Annotated in this window: 9 protein-coding genes; 2 read left to right on the top strand and 7 right to left on the bottom strand. The window is 59.0% G+C overall.

The annotated features are described in order from the left end of the window. Positions 1-536: 536 nt before the first annotated feature. Entirely contained in the window at positions 537-2,525 is a 1,989-nt protein-coding gene (locus AC245Y_RS29335) for an AI-2E family transporter (protein WP_172643740.1), read from the bottom strand. Positions 2,526-2,853: 328 nt separating this feature from the next. Here AC245Y_RS29335 and AC245Y_RS29340 point away from each other — a divergent pair, with 328 nt between their 5' ends. Next, the gene (locus tag AC245Y_RS29340) at positions 2,854-5,151 is read left to right on the top strand and encodes a PBP1A family penicillin-binding protein (RefSeq protein ID WP_017996556.1); all 2,298 of its coding nucleotides are present in this window, start codon (positions 2,854-2,856) and stop codon (positions 5,149-5,151) included. Positions 5,152-5,917: 766 nt separating this feature from the next. On the opposite strand, the gene AC245Y_RS29345 is transcribed toward AC245Y_RS29340, so the two are convergent. The 5 genes from AC245Y_RS29345 to AC245Y_RS29365 form a co-directional block, all read right to left on the bottom strand. After that, a complete protein-coding gene (locus AC245Y_RS29345) occupies positions 5,918-7,213 on the bottom strand; it encodes an epoxide hydrolase family protein (RefSeq protein ID WP_017996554.1) in 1,296 nt (431 codons plus the stop codon). 185 nt (positions 7,214-7,398) lie between these two features. Further along, entirely contained in the window at positions 7,399-10,401 is a 3,003-nt protein-coding gene (locus AC245Y_RS29350) for a PAS domain-containing protein (RefSeq protein ID WP_017996553.1), read from the bottom strand. 138 nt (positions 10,402-10,539) lie between these two features. Then, positions 10,540-10,914 carry a response regulator gene (locus AC245Y_RS29355; protein ID WP_012763370.1) on the bottom strand — a complete coding sequence of 125 codons (375 nt, stop codon included), beginning with the start codon at positions 10,912-10,914 and terminating at the stop codon, positions 10,540-10,542. Further along, on the bottom strand, positions 10,911-13,571 hold the full coding sequence (locus AC245Y_RS29360; protein WP_017996552.1) for a PAS domain-containing sensor histidine kinase: 2,661 nt from the start codon (positions 13,569-13,571) through the stop codon (positions 10,911-10,913). The genes AC245Y_RS29355 and AC245Y_RS29360 overlap by 4 nt, the downstream gene beginning before the upstream one ends. A 140-nt stretch (positions 13,572-13,711) precedes the next feature. Then, complete coding sequence (locus AC245Y_RS29365) at positions 13,712-14,383, bottom strand: response regulator transcription factor (RefSeq protein ID WP_026157621.1); 672 nt, start codon at positions 14,381-14,383, stop codon at positions 13,712-13,714. Positions 14,384-14,631: 248 nt separating this feature from the next. Between AC245Y_RS29365 and AC245Y_RS29370 the strand changes: the two genes are divergently transcribed. Then, on the top strand, positions 14,632-15,564 hold the full coding sequence (locus AC245Y_RS29370) for a LysR family transcriptional regulator (RefSeq protein ID WP_017996550.1): 933 nt from the start codon (positions 14,632-14,634) through the stop codon (positions 15,562-15,564). Between the two features lie 236 nt (positions 15,565-15,800). Here the strand turns inward: AC245Y_RS29370 and AC245Y_RS29375 are convergent, their stop codons facing one another. Further along, entirely contained in the window at positions 15,801-16,469 is a 669-nt protein-coding gene (locus AC245Y_RS29375) for a VOC family protein (protein WP_017996549.1), read from the bottom strand. Positions 16,470-16,667 lie beyond the last annotated feature (198 nt).

The raw sequence follows: 16,667 nt of genomic DNA on the forward strand, positions 1-16,667 counted from the left end.
TTTTCGCAGCGGGACGAGCCGATACCTGATGGTCTGAGCGATCCTGGACATGCCACAGGAGAGTGATCACGGCACCCAGGTCGCGGAGAGAAGCTCCACGTCAAAGGGGCGACAATCAAAATCAGAATGAACGATGAACTGATTTTGCCGGGAAAAGTGCGGAGCTCAGTGGCGCCGATGGGCTTAGTAACCGCCAATATCGCCGCGAACTGGGCCAATCCCCTGCGGCTGTGCATAGGTCGTGTTGTCCGATCCACTCGTCGCGCATCCCGAGAGTGTCATGAAGACGATTGCTGCTGCGGCCAAAATATTTTTCAGAGGCACGGCGTTCTCCGATCATGGCAGGCTGCTCAGGCCTCGAGGGCCACGCCGAGGACTCTCCTTTAAATCATCTACAATGGCAAGCGCGCTGGTCAACTGGCGGTAAGTAGCGTCGCTGCCTCTTCAAGCGTCTCCCTGCAAAAGGCTCCAACCCGCGAATGTGCAATTCATGTGATGCTCCATGGCTCTGACCGGCCCCTGAACACCGTTTGCCGCTAAATCCCGGAGCGCGCGGCGGCTATGCCTGTCTTGTTCGAGGACCGCCGGGTACGAATCTTGCGCGCGGTCGTCACCAATGATGGTGGTGCATCGGCGAGTGCCTCGCGGGCAGCCGAGGTCAAGGTTGTGGCAACGAAATCTGCCTCCCCAAGCGCGGGCGGTTGCCTTTCCTTCTGGTTTTCCACCCAAAGGACCGCGCCGACGCGAATGGCTGGGTATATGCGCTTGAACCGACGAACAAGTATGGTGGCGTGCCTTGTCGAGTCCTCATTGAGGAAACAAACTACGATGGCGTTCGATTGTTTCGGAACGAGGCTCATGGCGCGGCGATTGGGGATGTCGGAATGCCTCGCTGCGACCACCTCGGCTCCCTGTACCTGAAGTATCTGGGCAAGCATCGCAGCCGACGCGTCGTCGAGCGGGCCCCTGCCTCCGACGCAAAAGACGGTCTTGCCCCGTCCGTCAGGTAGTTCGCTTTCATCGCCATTCCCTTCCTTGGGGGGGCTGGGTCGACCTGCCGCTTCCTTCTGTTCCTCTTCCTCTTCCTCTTCCTGCTCTTCTTCCTGCGCGATTTCCGCGAGATTCGAGACCAGCGTGATGGCGGTCCCGAACACCTGTTCCATCTGCTCCGCGGTCAAGACGCCTCGACGCCTATCCTTCTCCGCGAGTAGAAGGGCGGGAATGGCAACCTTGCCATAGTAATCCTCCAGATAGTCCTCCTCGAGGAATTCCTCAGCGTAATCGGTCGCCTCATCGGGATCGCCGGCAAGAAGCCGCTGGTATAGCCGCTCCTTGGGATCGAGCACAGGGTCACTACCAAAAACGACCTCAAGGAACTCGAACTGCGGGACATACCGGCCCAACACTGCGAGACACACGGTCAGCGGCGTGGACAGCACAAGACCGACTGGTCCCCACAGCCACGCCCAAAAAATCGCCGCGACGATGATTGCCAGCGGAGAGAGGCCGGTACGAGAACCATAGAGCCAGGGCTCGATGACGTTGTTGCTGGTCAATTCCAGCACAAGGAAGATGGCCCCAACCCAGAGAACAAGGCTCCAGCCAGGGTCAACTGCAAAGGCCAGGAACAGCGGCAGAACCGTCGCGATTACAGGCCCGATATAAGGGACAAATCGAAGGACGATGGCTAGCATCCCCCAGAGCGCTGGATTTGGAATGCCAACCGCCCATAGTCCGAGCGCCAATGGGACACCGTAGGCGCAGTTGACCACCAGCTGCATAAGAAGATACCGCGCGACGCGGCTACCTGCCTCCTGGATGGCTTCTGTTGTGCGATGCAGATCGCCATAGCCAACGAGCCGGATAAAGCGATCGCGAAGCTCTTCCCGCTCTAAAAGCATGAATATTACGACGACGATGATCAAGCCCAATGAAGCGATGGGGCCAAGCAGAGGACCAATCAGGCTAGTAAGCGTTTCAATTGGTCTACTAGGCGCGAATATCTCAACGAGCAAGGGCTCCCTTGGTCTTGATCCGGTACCTGGAGCACCTGGGCGCTGCTCAGCGTTGCTGAGCTCACGACCGACGCTCTCAACGACGGATGTCAGGCGCCGCACAATACCGCTATCCGTTCCACTTTCCTGGAGAGACCGAATTTTTGCTATGATGTTGCCTTGGTAGGCAGGAAGGTTCTGGGCGACTTCGGCTACGTGTCCCGCTACGACAAGCCCGAACAGGACGAGAACAAGAAAAGCGATCACGACGGTGACGATTACCGCCGGAATACGCGGCATCCCAAGCTTTCGAAGACGAGAGGAGATGGGAGCCAACGCGAACGTCAACAGGACTGCGATTGCTAGAGGAAGAAGTACTTCCTTGCCGAAATACAGAATGGCAATAACAGCGAGTACACTCGCGAAGGCAGGCATGCGTGAAGGGGCGGATGGCGAGGTCGAATAGACGCGGCGGGGACCGAGGTCATTTTCCAATTCCGCCTCCGTGATCTTGGCGTCGCTCGAAGACATCGATGTGTCGGTCGCCCTCACCAAGACTTTGGAAATTAGGGCGCAGATCGGCCTCGGCAATGGTGTGACGGACCTCCCTCGACGGGCTTTAGGGCATACGCTCCGAAAAACAGCCCCGCGTCGTTAGGGCTATGTTGCTGATCGCACCTTGCTGCAGGCCAGTTCCTTTCAGCCACTCGTGCTGTTGCGTGCGCTTCTACCGCTGCAGGCAATGGGCGCAGCACCATTCCTGCAATCCCGCTCCGAGCCATTGGGACCTTTTACGGTAGAACACTCGGCATCGCCCGGCTATAAGGTTCAAGCCACGTTGGCCTTTTAGCGGTAACCGATGCCAAATCCTCCCGAATCTTCCGGCGAAAGCCTTGGCAACTCCAGCACGGGTCGCATTCAGCCAGCAGATTCAGCGACGCAAGCGGCCGCCTCGGATCCGCCAGGAATCACCCAAGGCGACAACCCGCAATTCTCCCACGGAACTTTCGTGCAAACTCGACAGGCTGCGAGCAATCTATTACGCGCGCTACGCCACGATTTGGCGGCAAGTTCTGCTTTGGCGAAGACCAAGACGATGGCTTCGTTTTTGACAACGAAGCTAAGGCGGTCGATGCGGCTGGAAACCATATCAGCTCCCGCCAAATGGATGACGACTGCTCTGGCCAAAGCCGGGCGCGGCATTCGCGATCGGGGTTCCAAGCCGCGCGAAAGTCGCCGACGCCGATGGCTTCCGGCGAACTGGTGGAAATTCGCTATGGGGTCGGCCTTGCTTGTCTGCCTCCTCGTATGCAGCGTGCTGTTGTGGGCCCTCAAGGACGTGCCCTGGAGCGAAATCCGGGATGGAACGTTGAAGCCGATCGTGGTGCTGGAAACCGCCGACGGCGCGCCGTTGGTGAGGCAGGGGCCTTACCAAGGGCCTTATGCCCGATACGACCAGTTTCCGCCCAATCTGATCGATGCGGTCCTTTCCATCGAGGATCGCCGATTCATGGATCATTTTGGCATCGATCCCATGGGCATCGGGAGGGCGCTTCTGCGCAACCTGGAGGCTGGCTCGGTGGTGGAGGGGGGCAGCACGATCACCCAGCAACTCATCAAGCTGCAATACCTCGACAGCGATCGAACGATAAAGCGCAAGATACAGGAGGTTGTGATCGCGGTCTGGCTGGAGTGGAAGCTCGGCAAGCGGGAAATCCTGACGCGCTATCTCAATAGCGTCTATCTTGGCGCCGGCGCCACCGGAATGCCCGCCGCCGCACGCATCTATTTCAACAAGGATATTGGGGGCCTCACCCTGTCGGAGTCGGCCATGCTGGCGGGCTTGCTGCGGGCGCCGAGCCAATGGAATCCCATCGACAATTTCGAAGGCGCCCGGCAACGCAGCATGGTCGTTCTCGACGCGATGGCGGCCAATGGCAAGATCACCACGCCACAATTGGAGGAGGCCAAGACGAGCTTCGCCAGGCTGCAACCCACGACGCCCACGCCACGCTCCGGAAGCTGGTTTGCCGATTGGATCTCACCCCAAGCAAGCGAAATCGCCGGCTCCTCGCCCGGTTCGACTGCGGTGCGCACAACGCTGGTGCCCCGGTTGCAGCAAATCGCCGAAAAGGTCGTGAACCGAGCCCTCGACAGTGAAGGAAAGACGGTCGGAGCATCGCAGGCCGCTTTGGTCGCGATGACGCCCGACGGCGCGGTCGTCGCGATGGTTGGCGGCCACGACTACAAGGCGAGTCAGTTCAACCGCGCCGTCACCGCGATGCGCCAGCCGGGTTCCACCTTCAAGCTATTCGTCTATTACGCGGCATTGAAGGCCGGGCTCACCTTGTCCGACCGGGTTCTTGACGCGCCAATCGACATCGACGGCTGGGCACCGGAAAATTCCGGTGGCAACTATCGCGGCTGGGTAACGCTTGCCGAGGCGTTCGCGCGATCGCTCAATGCCGCGTCGGTGGCGCTTGCCGAAGAGGTCGGTCTGGACAATGTGATTGCCGCGGCGCGCGAACTCGGCATCGATGCGCCGCTGCCCAACACACCGTCTCTGGCGCTTGGCACGTCCGAGGTCAATCTGCTCAACCTCACCAGCGCCTATGCGTCCGTCCAACTCGGCAGGGCACCTGTCAGGCCCTGGGGCATCATCGACTTTCAAGCGGCAGGGCAGCCCAAGGCGTTTCGAGTTGGCTCACAAGCAAAGCTGAATGTCGATCTTTCGCCCTACCAGTCGGATCTCATCGGCCTCCTGCAGTTGGTGGTCGAGCGCGGTACTGGACGTGGAGCGGATCCTGGCACGTTCGCGGCCGGCAAGACCGGCACGAGCCAGAACAATCGTGATGCCTGGTTCGTCGGCTTCACGCAAGCGCTGGTCGTTGGGGTCTGGGTTGGCAATGATGATGACACGCCGATGAAGGGCGTGACGGGCGGCACCCTGCCAGCGCATATTTGGCGGGACTTCATGCGCGAGGCGACGGCCGAATCCGCGCTGAGTGGAGTGCAATCGACAGAAGACGCAAACAATGGTCAAGGCGCGCCGCCGTCCTGCAACATCACCGCCTGCTCGCGTGCCTACCGCTCCTTTCGGCCGTCCGATTGTACCTACCAGCCATATTCCGGAGGCCGACGGCTTTGCGAAAAGTGATGCATAGCGAAGCGCTTCCTCGAAAGATTCCTGGACGCCGAGGTCGTTGGCCGATTCCACGAATACCCTGTCGGCGGTACACTCGGCCGCTTGCGGTTGAAAGCTGTCCCGCCCCAACATGGGATGGATCTGGGGAATGGCGATGACCGAGCATGAGATTGACCGATATCACCCGAGCGGCGTCGACCGACGCCACGTCGCCCTTCGGCTGGAGCAGCTTCTGTGTGAGAAGCTTAGAGGAACCACGATGGAGAGGTCCGAGCCACCGCATTTCCGCGCTGCCGCTGCGGATATTCTCCAGTTCGTCGAAAAACGTCACGGTGGATCGGGGGAGGAAGGGGACGTCAACGACGCTTCGCGAACACCGTGTTGACGTGCTCCGACACGCTTTTGAACCGATGGTTCACCCTTGTAAACTCGTCACAGCAGTAGCGGAACCGCCGGACCGGTGGCTTCGAACTGAATACGGCATCGAGCAATGCACGTGCTAGCCCGCGGCATTGGATATCCTTTTCCTGCGGGGCGAGGGCGCTGTTTGACGAAGGTCGCTGGAATTTTCTTTCGGAGAAGACCGAAAACCTGGTCGCTCATTAGTGTCTTCAATGGACTGACGACGATGCTCATGCCCCGGAGCAGAAGTGCAGGAAGCTGAAACATAATGACTTTCCAGAACACACCGGCGGATATTTTCCGCACGGCGCCCGATGATTGGGCGCCGCAGATTAAGATGGCGCGAGGGGTGGGTTCGACTATTTGACCGCTCGACCTAGATTTGGTCGCGCAAAGGCTTGAAAGCTGCCCGCAGCTCCGAGGTAAACAGCTCCGGCTGTTCCCAGGCTGCGAAGTGCCCACCCTTAGGCAGTCGATTGTAGTGGATCAGCTTTGGATATGCTTTTTCGGCCCAGCTTTGCGGCGCCTGGTAGATCTCGTCCGGAAAAGCACTCACGGCGACCGGAATTTTGATGCCACGCGGATCAAAGAAACCGCCAGACGGGAAATGCGCGTTGGCCCAATAGAGGCGCGCTGACGAAATCGCAGTGTTGGTAAGCCAATAAAGGGTGATATTGTCGAGGACGTCGTCCGGCGTAAGGCCTTCATGTTCGCCATCGAAAGACCTTGCGATCATTCGGTAGCTCCGGATATCATGATCCAGCATCCAAGCCGCGAGCCCAATCGGCGAGTCTACGATTCCGTAGAGGGTCTGTGGGCGGTTGTTCATCTCAATCGCGTAGCCAAGCCCATTCTTGTTGAAATCGTCGAGCTGGTCGTAGGCCCGCTTCTCGTCTGCTGTGAGAGTGGAAGGTGGAGTGCCGGCGGCAAGCGCCTTGGTTATTTCGGCAGGGACGGTAGCCGCCATGTTGGTATGGATACCGAGGAGCCCCGCGGGCTCCTGCACCGCCATCAGTTCTGTGACGGCATTCCCCCAATCGCCACCTTGGGCCACATACTTGGCATAACCGAGGCGCTGCATCAGTACAGCCCATGCTTTGGCAATTCGGGGCGGCGTCCACTTGGCATCCCTAGGTTTGGCGGAGAATCCATAGCCCGGCAGGGAAGGAATGACCACATGAAAGGCGTCAGCTTCGGTGCCACCGAAGGCGGTCGGATCGGTGAGGGGTTTTATGATTTTCATCTGTTCGATAACTGATCCGGGCCAGCCATGGGTGATGATGATCGGCAGCGCATTGTCGTGCTTCGATCTGACATGGATGAAGTGGATGTCGAGGCCGTCGATCTCCGTGAGGAACTGCGGGAGGGAATTGATCCGATCCTCGACCTTTCGCCAGTCGTGGGTCTTCCAATGGTTGGCGAGCTTCTTAATCGTGTCGAGCCTGACGCCCTGGCCGTCGTCTGTGACGTTTTCCTCGTCCGGCCAGCGGGTGGCGGCAACGCGTCGATTGAGATCGGCGAGCTGATCCTTGGACGCGGTGAACTTGAAGGGTCGGAGCCCGGATTCGGTACCGGTCGCTGCGAACGCTTTGGGAAAGACTCCGATGGCGCTGGCGGACGCGGCGATCGTAAGCAGTGTTCGACGGGTGACTTTTGGCTCTACTCGGGACATGGCGTCCTCCTTGCTCGTGAGCTGTTATTTTACGAGGAGGAAATTCGCAGTGAAGGAGTTCTGCAACAATTGGACCAAGGTATGGCCGACACCTTGGTATCGGGTGGTTCCTCCGACCGCTCGACTGCCGTGCGGCGATGGACAGGATCACAGCTAGTGCCTGAGCTGAGCAACGGGCCAGGTTTTCAGTGCGAGGCTGCCGTGATGCTTGCCTCTTCGGCCGACGGTACGGAGAAGTGCATGGTGACGCCCGGCCCCTGGTTAGGCTCAGCCCAAAGGCGACCACCATGACTCTCGATGATGGAACGACAGACTGAAAGACCGATCCCCATCCCATTGTTCTTCGTCGTGTAGAAGGCTTCGAAGATCCGCGTCCCTCCGTCTGGGTCGAGACCAATTCCATTGTCGCTAACCGCGACGCTTATCTGCCCATCACCGCCGAGCTGGGTTCGGATCTCGACTAATCTCAGCCGATCCTTCACGCCAGATACCGCGTCAATGGCGTTGCGAAGCAAGTTGTTGATCACTTGTTGAAGTTGGACTCGGTCGCCGTTGACGGGGGGAAGGGAGGTGGCGAAGTGCGTTCGAATAGCGACGCCGTTGCGTCTCTGATCACCTGCAGACAAGGCGACTACCTCACTCACCGCCTCGTTTATATCGACGTCTTCGAATTCGATGTTGCGCTTACTGAATAACGCCCGCAGTCTGGCGATTACCTCGGTGGCACGATTGCCGTCCCTGATCGTGCGCCGCGCCGTCTCAAGGGCCGTTTCTATGTCGGGCGGTGTGGCTGCAAGCATCCGCAGACAGGTGTTCGCGTTCGTGATGATGCCTGACAGTGGCTGGTTCACCTCGTGCGCGATCGCCGCCGACATCTGGCCGAGGCTGAGGATGCTGGTCACTCGCGCAAGCTCTGTGCGCAACCGATCGCGCGCTTCCTCCGTCAAGCGCCTTTGTGTCACGTCTTGGATCGCTCCAAGGCATTCCCGATTTCCATTCCGGTGAATTATAACCTCGCCGATGACGCGAACGTACTTTATGTCGCCGTTGCGGGCGAGAACGCGGACCTCGTATTCCGAGTCCTCGTCGCCTTCGCGTACGGCGCCGATCTTCCCGGCAAAGAGCGCAACGTCGTCCGGGTGTATCCGCTCCGTTATCCGGTCAAACGTCACGACTTCGTCTTTTTCGAATTCGAGGATTCGAAGCCATTCGTCGGACAAGATCAGCTCGTCGGTTTCGACATGCCAGGAGAACGTACCCGTCCTGATCAAGCGCTGGCCTGCAACGAGAAGGGCCTGACTTCTACGCAGTTCATCCTCGGCCTGCTTGCGATCGTCGATGTCAGTCAGTAGTCCATACCATCGGACGATCTTGCCCTCTGCGTCACGAAGTGGCTGTCCTCGCACCTGGAACCATCGGAACACGCCGTCGTGTCTTCGATAACGGCTTTGGTAGTCGTAAGGATTGCCGCTCTTGAGTGCGCCCAGGAAGGTATCGATATTGACTTGCACGTCATCGGGGTGAGTTATGCCGTTCGTTGACCAGTCTTGCACCTCGTCGAGAGAGATTCCGAAGTAGTCCAGTAGCTGTTGGTTGCTCCCGTCGAGCGTTCCATCAGGCTGCGAAAGTATGATCATGCCCGGAACCATGTTGACGATATGGCGGAATTCCCTCTCGCTGTTAGCAAGCGCCACTTCGGCGTGCTTCCGGTCGTCGATATCATTCAGCAGGAAGTACCATCGCACAACGAGGCCCTCGTAGTCGCGCACGGGAGTTCCCCGCACCTGGAACCAACGATAGACGCCGTCGTGCCGACGGAGCCTTTCCACTACCTCGTACGATTGACCAGCGGCGACTGCCTCGGCGAACCTGGCCACGCCCCGGTCACGATCGTCAGGATGAATGATATCGTTGGTCTTCCACTTTTGATGCTCGTTGAAATCATAGCCGAAATATCGCAAGGACTGATCGTTTACGCTCTCCACAGCCCCGTCGGGCCGGAGCACAATGATGAGGCCTGGGATCGAGTTTACGATCAATTGCAGCTCGATCTCGCGCTCGCGCAACGCCTCCACCGCCCTGCGCCCATCATCGATATCAGTCAGCAGACCATACCAGCGGACGATCCCGCCATTATCGTCTTTGACCGGGTGGCCGCGGACCTGGAACCAGCGAAATTCGCCATCATGGCGACGGAAGCGCGTCTCGAAGTCATACGGCTCTCCCGTTTTGAGCGACGCCGTAAATGTCTCGACACAGTGCTGCAGGTCGTCGGGGTGCGTGATACCGTTGGTCGCCCAGTTCACAACCTCCTCCAGGGGCAGTTGGAAGTAGTCGAGAAGCTGTTGATTTGCGCCGTTCAACTGACCTTCGGGCGTAAAGAGCGCGACCATTCCTGCGATAGTGCCGACAATCAAGCGAGACTCTCGTTCACTGTTTGCAAGAGCTACCTCGGCACGTTTTCGGTCATCGATGTCTATCAAAAGATGCAGCCACCGCTGAATCGCACCCGACTGGTCCCGCAGCGGTAGACCAAGTACATTGTGCCACCGATAAATTCCGTCGGCGCGAAGATGGCGGCTCTCAACGTTATAAGACGTGCCCGCCATGTGAGCGGCGATCTGGGCTTCGATGGTTTCCTTCAAGTCATCCGGGTGCACGACCTCCGAAGCCTTCCAGTCCTTTAGATCCGAGAGGCTTAGCCCAAAATAGGAGAGGGTCAGTTGGTTGAGGCCTTCGACTTCCCCAGTCGGTGTTGTCACGGCCACGGGTATCGGGATGCTATCGACGACGAGCTGGAAATCGAGTGCGGCCTGTGACCTTTCCCGTTTTTGAACGACGGGTTCAATATTGGTCGCGACCGCGCACCAATTCACTACGCCGTGGGGAGCGTCTTCCAGAGGTGCCCACTGGATAAGGAAATGGTGAAATTCGCCTGCAGCGTTCCGAAGCCGCGCTTCGATCGTTCCCTGTGTCTCTGCGTGCCTAACGCTCTGCAGATGGGCGGTGACCGCGCCAACGTCGGCCGGGTGCACCGCATCCTCCCAGCGCCAAGACTCTCCGGACGCCGGTCGCAGCCCCGTGAACTCTACCCAGCTTCGGTTGACGAAATCGACTTGGCCATCCTCCAGCATGGTCCATGCCATGCCGGGCAGCGCATCGAAGAATTGAAAGACGTTTATCCCCATCGCCCACTCAAAGCCCACTTTCCGGGCGAGAGCCTACAATATCGATCCTTTGACGGCTACTGCGCGGCACTAGACACTTTAGTACCTACGCGTATGCCGGATTGCGGGGCATCCTACGTCCGCGCCAGCCCCTCTATATCAGTCTATCAATGATGCGAGCCGCAACGCATCCTGAAGGTCGTCGGCGCTGAAGGGCTTGAACAGACAGTCGCAAGCCCCCTCACGTATCAACCTCGACCGCACGTCCTCATCCTTGATCGCCGTTATGAAAATGATTGAAATCCGTCGGCCTCTCCGGTCGAGTTCCTGCTGAAGCTCCGGCCCGGTCATGCCAGGCATTGCCACGTCAAGAATCATGCCGTCGCTGGTTTGTAACGACTTAGAATTCAAAAACGCCTCAGCGGACGAAAAAGCTTCCACGGACAAACCGAACGAGCGGAGAAGATCTGGGAGGGCTTCGCGGACGGATTCGTCGTCGTCGACGACCGAGACATGTCTTTTGCGGCTAGTCATAAATTCCTCTGCATGTCACTTGCCGTCTGGACCGCTGACGGACCGATACTTTCCCCATCGCCGCTCGCAGACGTCGGGACCGAAAATCCTACGGTAGCACCATGGTCAGCGTTTGGTTCGGCCCACAGCCGGCCATGATGATTCTCAATAATCGAACGACTGACAGAGAGGCCGATTCCCATGCCGTCTGGCTTCGTCGTGTAAAAAGCGTCGTAAATTCGGTCCACCCCCTGGGGGTCAAAGCCTACGCCGGTATCCTCGATGTAGAGCCGGATTTCTCGAAGGCCTCCCTCTGTCTTCAAACGAATTCGTCGCGGCCGATCTCCCGCGGCCGGCATCGCCTCGATCGAATTTCGAAGGAGGTTCATGATAACTTGCTGAAGCTGCACCCGAGCGCCGGTCACGCGCGGCAAATCGTTTGCGAAGTTGGCCGTCAATGACGTTTTCGCATGCTGCAGATCGCTCGATATCAGTGCGATGACTTCCTCGGCAATCTCATTAACGTCGACTGCCTCGAGGTTCGGCGGTTTGCGGCTAAACAATTCCCAAAGACGGGCGATCACGTCGGCAGCGCGGTTGGCGTCGCGGATCGTTCGCCGTGCCGTGTCCTTCGCGATATCGAGATTTGGAGGATTCGAAGCCAGAACTCGCAGACAAGTCTCCGCATTGGTCACCAGGCCAGCTAGCGGTTGATTCACCTCGTGAGCAATTGACGCGGTCAACACGCCGAGGCTCGTAACGCGAGTTACGTAGGACAGTTCTGATCGCGCCCGATTGAGCGCATCTTCCGCCTTCCGGCTCTCGGTAACGTCCTGCACGGCGCCGATCAATTCCTGATCCCCATCCCTGTTCCGCTCACTATGCGCAAGCACCCGTACGTATTTTGGCGAGTGGCTCGGCGTTATCAGGGTTATGTCGTAGTCGAAGTCGCCGGCCCCTCTGTTGGCTTGATCGATAACCTGCTCCACGGTAGCTAGACTATCGGGATCCAGACGGGACAGGACGATGTCGAGCGTCACCGGCGTCGTCGGATCGACTTCGAAGATACGATAGGTTTCCGCTGACCAGGTGACTTCGCTTGTGCCAAGATTAAGCAAGAAGCTCCCTGTCTTGCTGAGGCGTTGGGCGTCCGCTAGAAACGCCTCGCTTCTGCGCAGCTTCTCCTCGGCTCGCTTTCGGTCGTCAATATCCGTCAATAGTCCATACCACCGGACGATCTCGCCTTCGGCGTCGCGAAGGGGGAGCCCCCGAAGCTGGAACCATCTCCACGTGCCGTCGTGCCGGAGAAAGCGGGTTTCGTAATCGTATGGTTCTCCCGTGGCGATGGAGCCCATGAAGCTATCGATGCAGGTCTGCAGATCGTCGGGGTGCGTGATACCGTTGCTCGACCAGTCATTCAATTCCGACAGCGGACGCTCGAAATAGTCGAGGATCTGCTGATTGCCGTCGATCAACTGGGCGTCTGGCGAGAAGATTGCTATCATTCCTGCGATGCCGTCGACGATCAAACGAGACTCACGCTCTCGTTCGGCCAGCGCTCGTTCCGCGCGCTTCCGGTCTTCGATGTCGATGTGGGTGCCGTACCACTTGATGATCTTGCCGTCTTCACCCAGGAGCGGCGTCGCGCGAAAGAGAAACCACCTGTATCCGCCATCGGCTCCACGCATTCTTGCTTCGAAATCAGCAGGACGACCCGAAGCAAGAGAAGCGTTCCAGGACTTTGCGAGATGGCTCGCATCCTCCGGGTGAACGACGGATTCCCAACCGGAACCTTCTGCTTGTTCGGCATTCAATCCTGCATACTCCAGCCATCTATCGTTGACGAAGTCGCAGTAGCCATCGGGGCGGCTCGTCCACACGGTGAGTGGCATCGCGTTGACGATGTTCCGAAGCTCCAGTTCGTTGGATCGTAGCGCGTCCTCGGCCTTCCGCCGATCATCGACATCTATATGGAGCGCGTACCAGCGGGCGATGCCGCCGTTTTCATCCGCGAGGGGATAACCGACGATTTGGAACCATCGATATTCGCCGTCGGCGCGCCGGAGCCGTGCCTCGGCCTCGTAGGCCGTGCCTTTGTCGACCGCCTGTTGAATGGCTTTGGTTAACCCCGGCATGTCATCGGGATGGACGACATCACTTCGACCCCAGGAGCGTAGTTCATCAAGCGACCGACCATAGTATTGCAGGAGGTGGCCGTTGATCGCCTCGACGTTTCCGTTCGAATCGAGAACTCCTATGCCGGCCGGAATACTTTCCAAGATAGTCTGATTATCCGATGCCTTCGCGGCGGCGCCGTCTCGCATCTCTGGTCGCGATGCAATGTGCGCCCCCTCGGTCGCCAAGCCGTACCACCTGTCCACCCGGTCGTTTTCGATCAATGGCTTGCAGCGAACATGCAATTCCTGCAACGCGGCGGTGGGGTGACCTATAGGCAATGTGATTTCGAAAGGCTCGCGTCCGGACAGCAGCGCGTCCCACTGCTGTCTCGTGTTCCGCAGGTCTGCGGGAGAGGCGGCTAATGGCCAAACCGTCACCGCTTCGCCAAGCCCGAGGAAATCAATCAAATTGGCGTTCATGAAATCGATGCTGCCGTCCGGGAGGGCGGTAAAAGCCATTCCTGGCAACGCTTCCAGAACCCGAACGAGTTCCACGCTCATATCTATCCTTTTCGCGGGATTGCACCCTCAGGATATCGTGCGTTTTAATCAACCTGCCGTATATTATCCTATGGTATCGGTTGTGCCGTTGTCGCCGGGTTCTACCAAGTTGTGCCGCGCGCCGATCGAGGCTTTACGCTTCAGTGAATTTCGGGTGGCTCCTCCAGCCGAAGGCGCGCGGCCATGTTCACGAGGTCGGGAAGAGTTCGGGCGCACATCTTCCGCATGACTTGGCCGCGATGCGCCTTGACGGTGATCTCGCTGATATCCAACTCGTATGCCACTTGCTTGTTGAGAAGCCCTTTGACCACGCGCACCATGACCTCTCGTTCGCGCTTGGTAAGCGCCTCGTAACACCCTTGCAGCGCAAGCAGGTTGCTATCGTCACGCAACATGGCCGCGCTCTGTTCCAACGCCGAGCTCACGGCCTCCAGGAAAGCAACCGTCTCGATCGGTTTGGTAAGGAAATCCAACGCGCCTCCTTTGAGAGCTTTCACGGTCGTCGGGACGTCGCCGAAACCGGACACGAATATGATCGGCATCCTGCTCCGGCTTATCGTAATCATGCTCTGGAGATCGAGGCCGTTCAGTCCTGGCATATTCACGTCAAGAACCAGGCAGCAGGGAGAGGCCAGAACCGGTGCTTCGAGAAAACTATGCGCGGAGTCGAAAAGCAGGGGTCGCCACCCGGCGGAGCCAATCAGCAGCTCCAGCGATTCTCGCACTGAGATGTCGTCATCAACGACGAAGACTGTCGGTCGATCCTGATCGCCTAGGTTCGAAGTCGTCACCGTGGAGGTCATCCGGTACATGTGCTCTCCCAAAGAGCTGTCCAGGTCGTCGCCAACTTCCCGAAAAATGGTATCACAAAATGTGCGCTTGGCGATAAAATCATCAACTCGCTTAGCAAGCCTGGACAGAATGATCGGTCCAGCGGGGAAGTCCATTGTACGATGGTATCGGGCCTGAAGGGTCGCGCGTCACCTGCTTGTTGGGTAGATGGCCCGTCACCGGCAACTTCGCGCGGCTCGCCGGCGCCTAAAGCGGTCAGGAGCAGATAATGGATCGTATCGATGCAATGAAGGTCTTCGTCACTGCGGTTGAAGAAGGAAGCCTGGCGGGCGCCGCTCGTAGGCTGAAGCGGTCCCCGACTGCGATCAGTCGGGCATTGGGTCTGCTTGAGCAACATGTTGGCGTGGAACTCCTTCACCGAACGACAAGGAGTCTAAAGCTCAGCGAAGCGGGCCAGAGATATGTCGAAGCATGTCGCAGGGTGCTTGTCGATCTCGAGGAGGCGGACATGATCGCCGGCTCAGAGCGATCCTCTCCGCGAGGAACGCTGACAATTTCGGCGCCGCCCATCCTGGGCGAAGAGGTGCTCCGGCCGATCCTCGACAGCTTCCTTCTTGAGAACGCCAACGTCTCCGTTCGGCTTTTGATGCTCGATCGCTTCGTGAACCTGGTCGACGAGGGAGTGGACGTCGCCCTGAGGATCGGAAATCTCGCCGACTCGACCCACATGTCCACGCGCATTGGCGGAGATGTTCGCCGCGTCGTGGTCGCCGCGCCGCAATATCTCGACAGTCGAGCCGCAATCACTGAGCCGTCCGATCTCTCCCGCCACGACTTGATCGCCTTCTCGAACTTCGGCCTCGAATCCTGGAGCTTCGCGCCGGCCAAAGGCACTTCCGTCCCAAGAACCGTTCACTTCACCCCACGCTATCTGGTCAACAGCGTCCGAGCGGCTGCGGCATCGGCCGCCGAAGGAATGGGCGTGACCCGGCTCTATTCGTATCACGTCGCAGAATATGTCCGCGACGGTCGCCTCAGGGTCGTTCTTCATCAGGCGGAGCCACCTGCGCTGCCAGTTCACATCCTGGCCCCTCAAGGACGCGCAGCCGTTCCGAAAGTTCGAACCTTCATCGACTTTGCAGTGCCGCGTCTACGTTCGGAACTTGGACGCATCGCCGCCGAATCCGGAAGCCTCGAATAATTGTGCCGAAACGCGGTTGGCTGTCTGCAGGCAAGCGACGGTTCTCCGCGACGCGCTTCCCAGCTAACCTCCCAGTCACGGTGATGAGCTCGGTACCGGCTCGGTGCTCGTCAACCGAGGCCGACGGACGAGTGTCGCCGGTAGCCAGCGGGAACGCCGGCACGAGAGGACCGGCGTTCTTGCGCAATGGTCGGGGCGGAGATGGTTGCCTGGGGCGCAGGCTTTCGTTCAGGAGGTCACGTCGGCAGGGTTTGGCCAGACTGCTCTTTGACCAGATAGTCGGCGTACCATTCTGGCCACGCCTCGTCGTGCTTGCCGCCGTCGCGCTTCTCATGCTCGCCATGGGCGGCCGCGGCCCTGCGCAGCGCCTCTGCGAGGTCGCCCGCGGATGTGAACGCTGCACCTTTGGTGTCGATGCGACCAGGAAGTCTCGCCGTGACTTCCTGTAGGAGCCAGCCGTTTCCGTCCGGGTCGGAGAAGGAGGCGAAAGAACCGTAGCTCGACCGGGAGGGATGTGGTCCTGGCAGCCGCTGGTCGGCACCCTTGTGATGGAAGACGCCGCCGGCGTCGTGAAAGACGCCGCTCATCTCGGCGCCGCGGGAGGCAAGAGCCGCGTGCGCCATCTCGATGTCGGTAACGACCAAGTGGAGGCCTTGAGCGGAACCGGGTGAGGCGGCCGCCACATTCGATCCGAAAATCATGGAGCAAGGCGATCCTGGAGGGGTCACCTGCACGACGCGAAAACCGTCCTTGCCAGAGACGTCGGCGTCGAGCCTCCAGCCAAGGCCGGTGTAGAAGGACTTGGCGCGATCGACGTCGGACACGGGAATGACGACGACTTCGAGCTTCATGTCGATGTGATCCGCGCGCGCGGATTTGGTTGGGGTGGGTTCTTGGATAGCCATCTCGATCTCCCTGTTAATCGCGGTCACTTTCACCGCGATCGGCACGATGCGCCGTCGCTGTCCCCGATGTCCATTGTCCCAAGGTGTCGATGCGTCGAGCAACGTCGGTAACCGATCCATTGGTATCGCCGATACCTTCGAACAATATCCTCGCCAGCCCTGCCGGACGATCCCTAAGACGCATTCCAACCATTCAGT

It is taken from the genome of Rhizobium sp. SRDI943, from assembly GCF_057653695.1.

Coding starts and splice junctions, on each gene's coding strand:
- AC245Y_RS29350 (WP_017996553.1), bottom strand. CDS start 10,401: ATGGGGATAAACGTCTTTCAATTCTTCGATGCGCTGCCCGGCATGGCA.
- AC245Y_RS29355 (WP_012763370.1), bottom strand. CDS start 10,914: ATGACTAGCCGCAAAAGACATGTCTCGGTCGTCGACGACGACGAATCC.
- AC245Y_RS29340 (WP_017996556.1), top strand. CDS start 2,854: ATGCCAAATCCTCCCGAATCTTCCGGCGAAAGCCTTGGCAACTCCAGC.
- AC245Y_RS29360 (WP_017996552.1), bottom strand. CDS start 13,571: ATGAGCGTGGAACTCGTTCGGGTTCTGGAAGCGTTGCCAGGAATGGCT.
- AC245Y_RS29365 (WP_026157621.1), bottom strand. CDS start 14,383: ATGTACCGGATGACCTCCACGGTGACGACTTCGAACCTAGGCGATCAG.
- AC245Y_RS29335 (WP_172643740.1), bottom strand. CDS start 2,525: ATGTCTTCGAGCGACGCCAAGATCACGGAGGCGGAATTGGAAAATGAC.
- AC245Y_RS29370 (WP_017996550.1), top strand. CDS start 14,632: ATGGATCGTATCGATGCAATGAAGGTCTTCGTCACTGCGGTTGAAGAA.
- AC245Y_RS29345 (WP_017996554.1), bottom strand. CDS start 7,213: ATGTCCCGAGTAGAGCCAAAAGTCACCCGTCGAACACTGCTTACGATC.
- AC245Y_RS29375 (WP_017996549.1), bottom strand. CDS start 16,469: ATGGCTATCCAAGAACCCACCCCAACCAAATCCGCGCGCGCGGATCAC.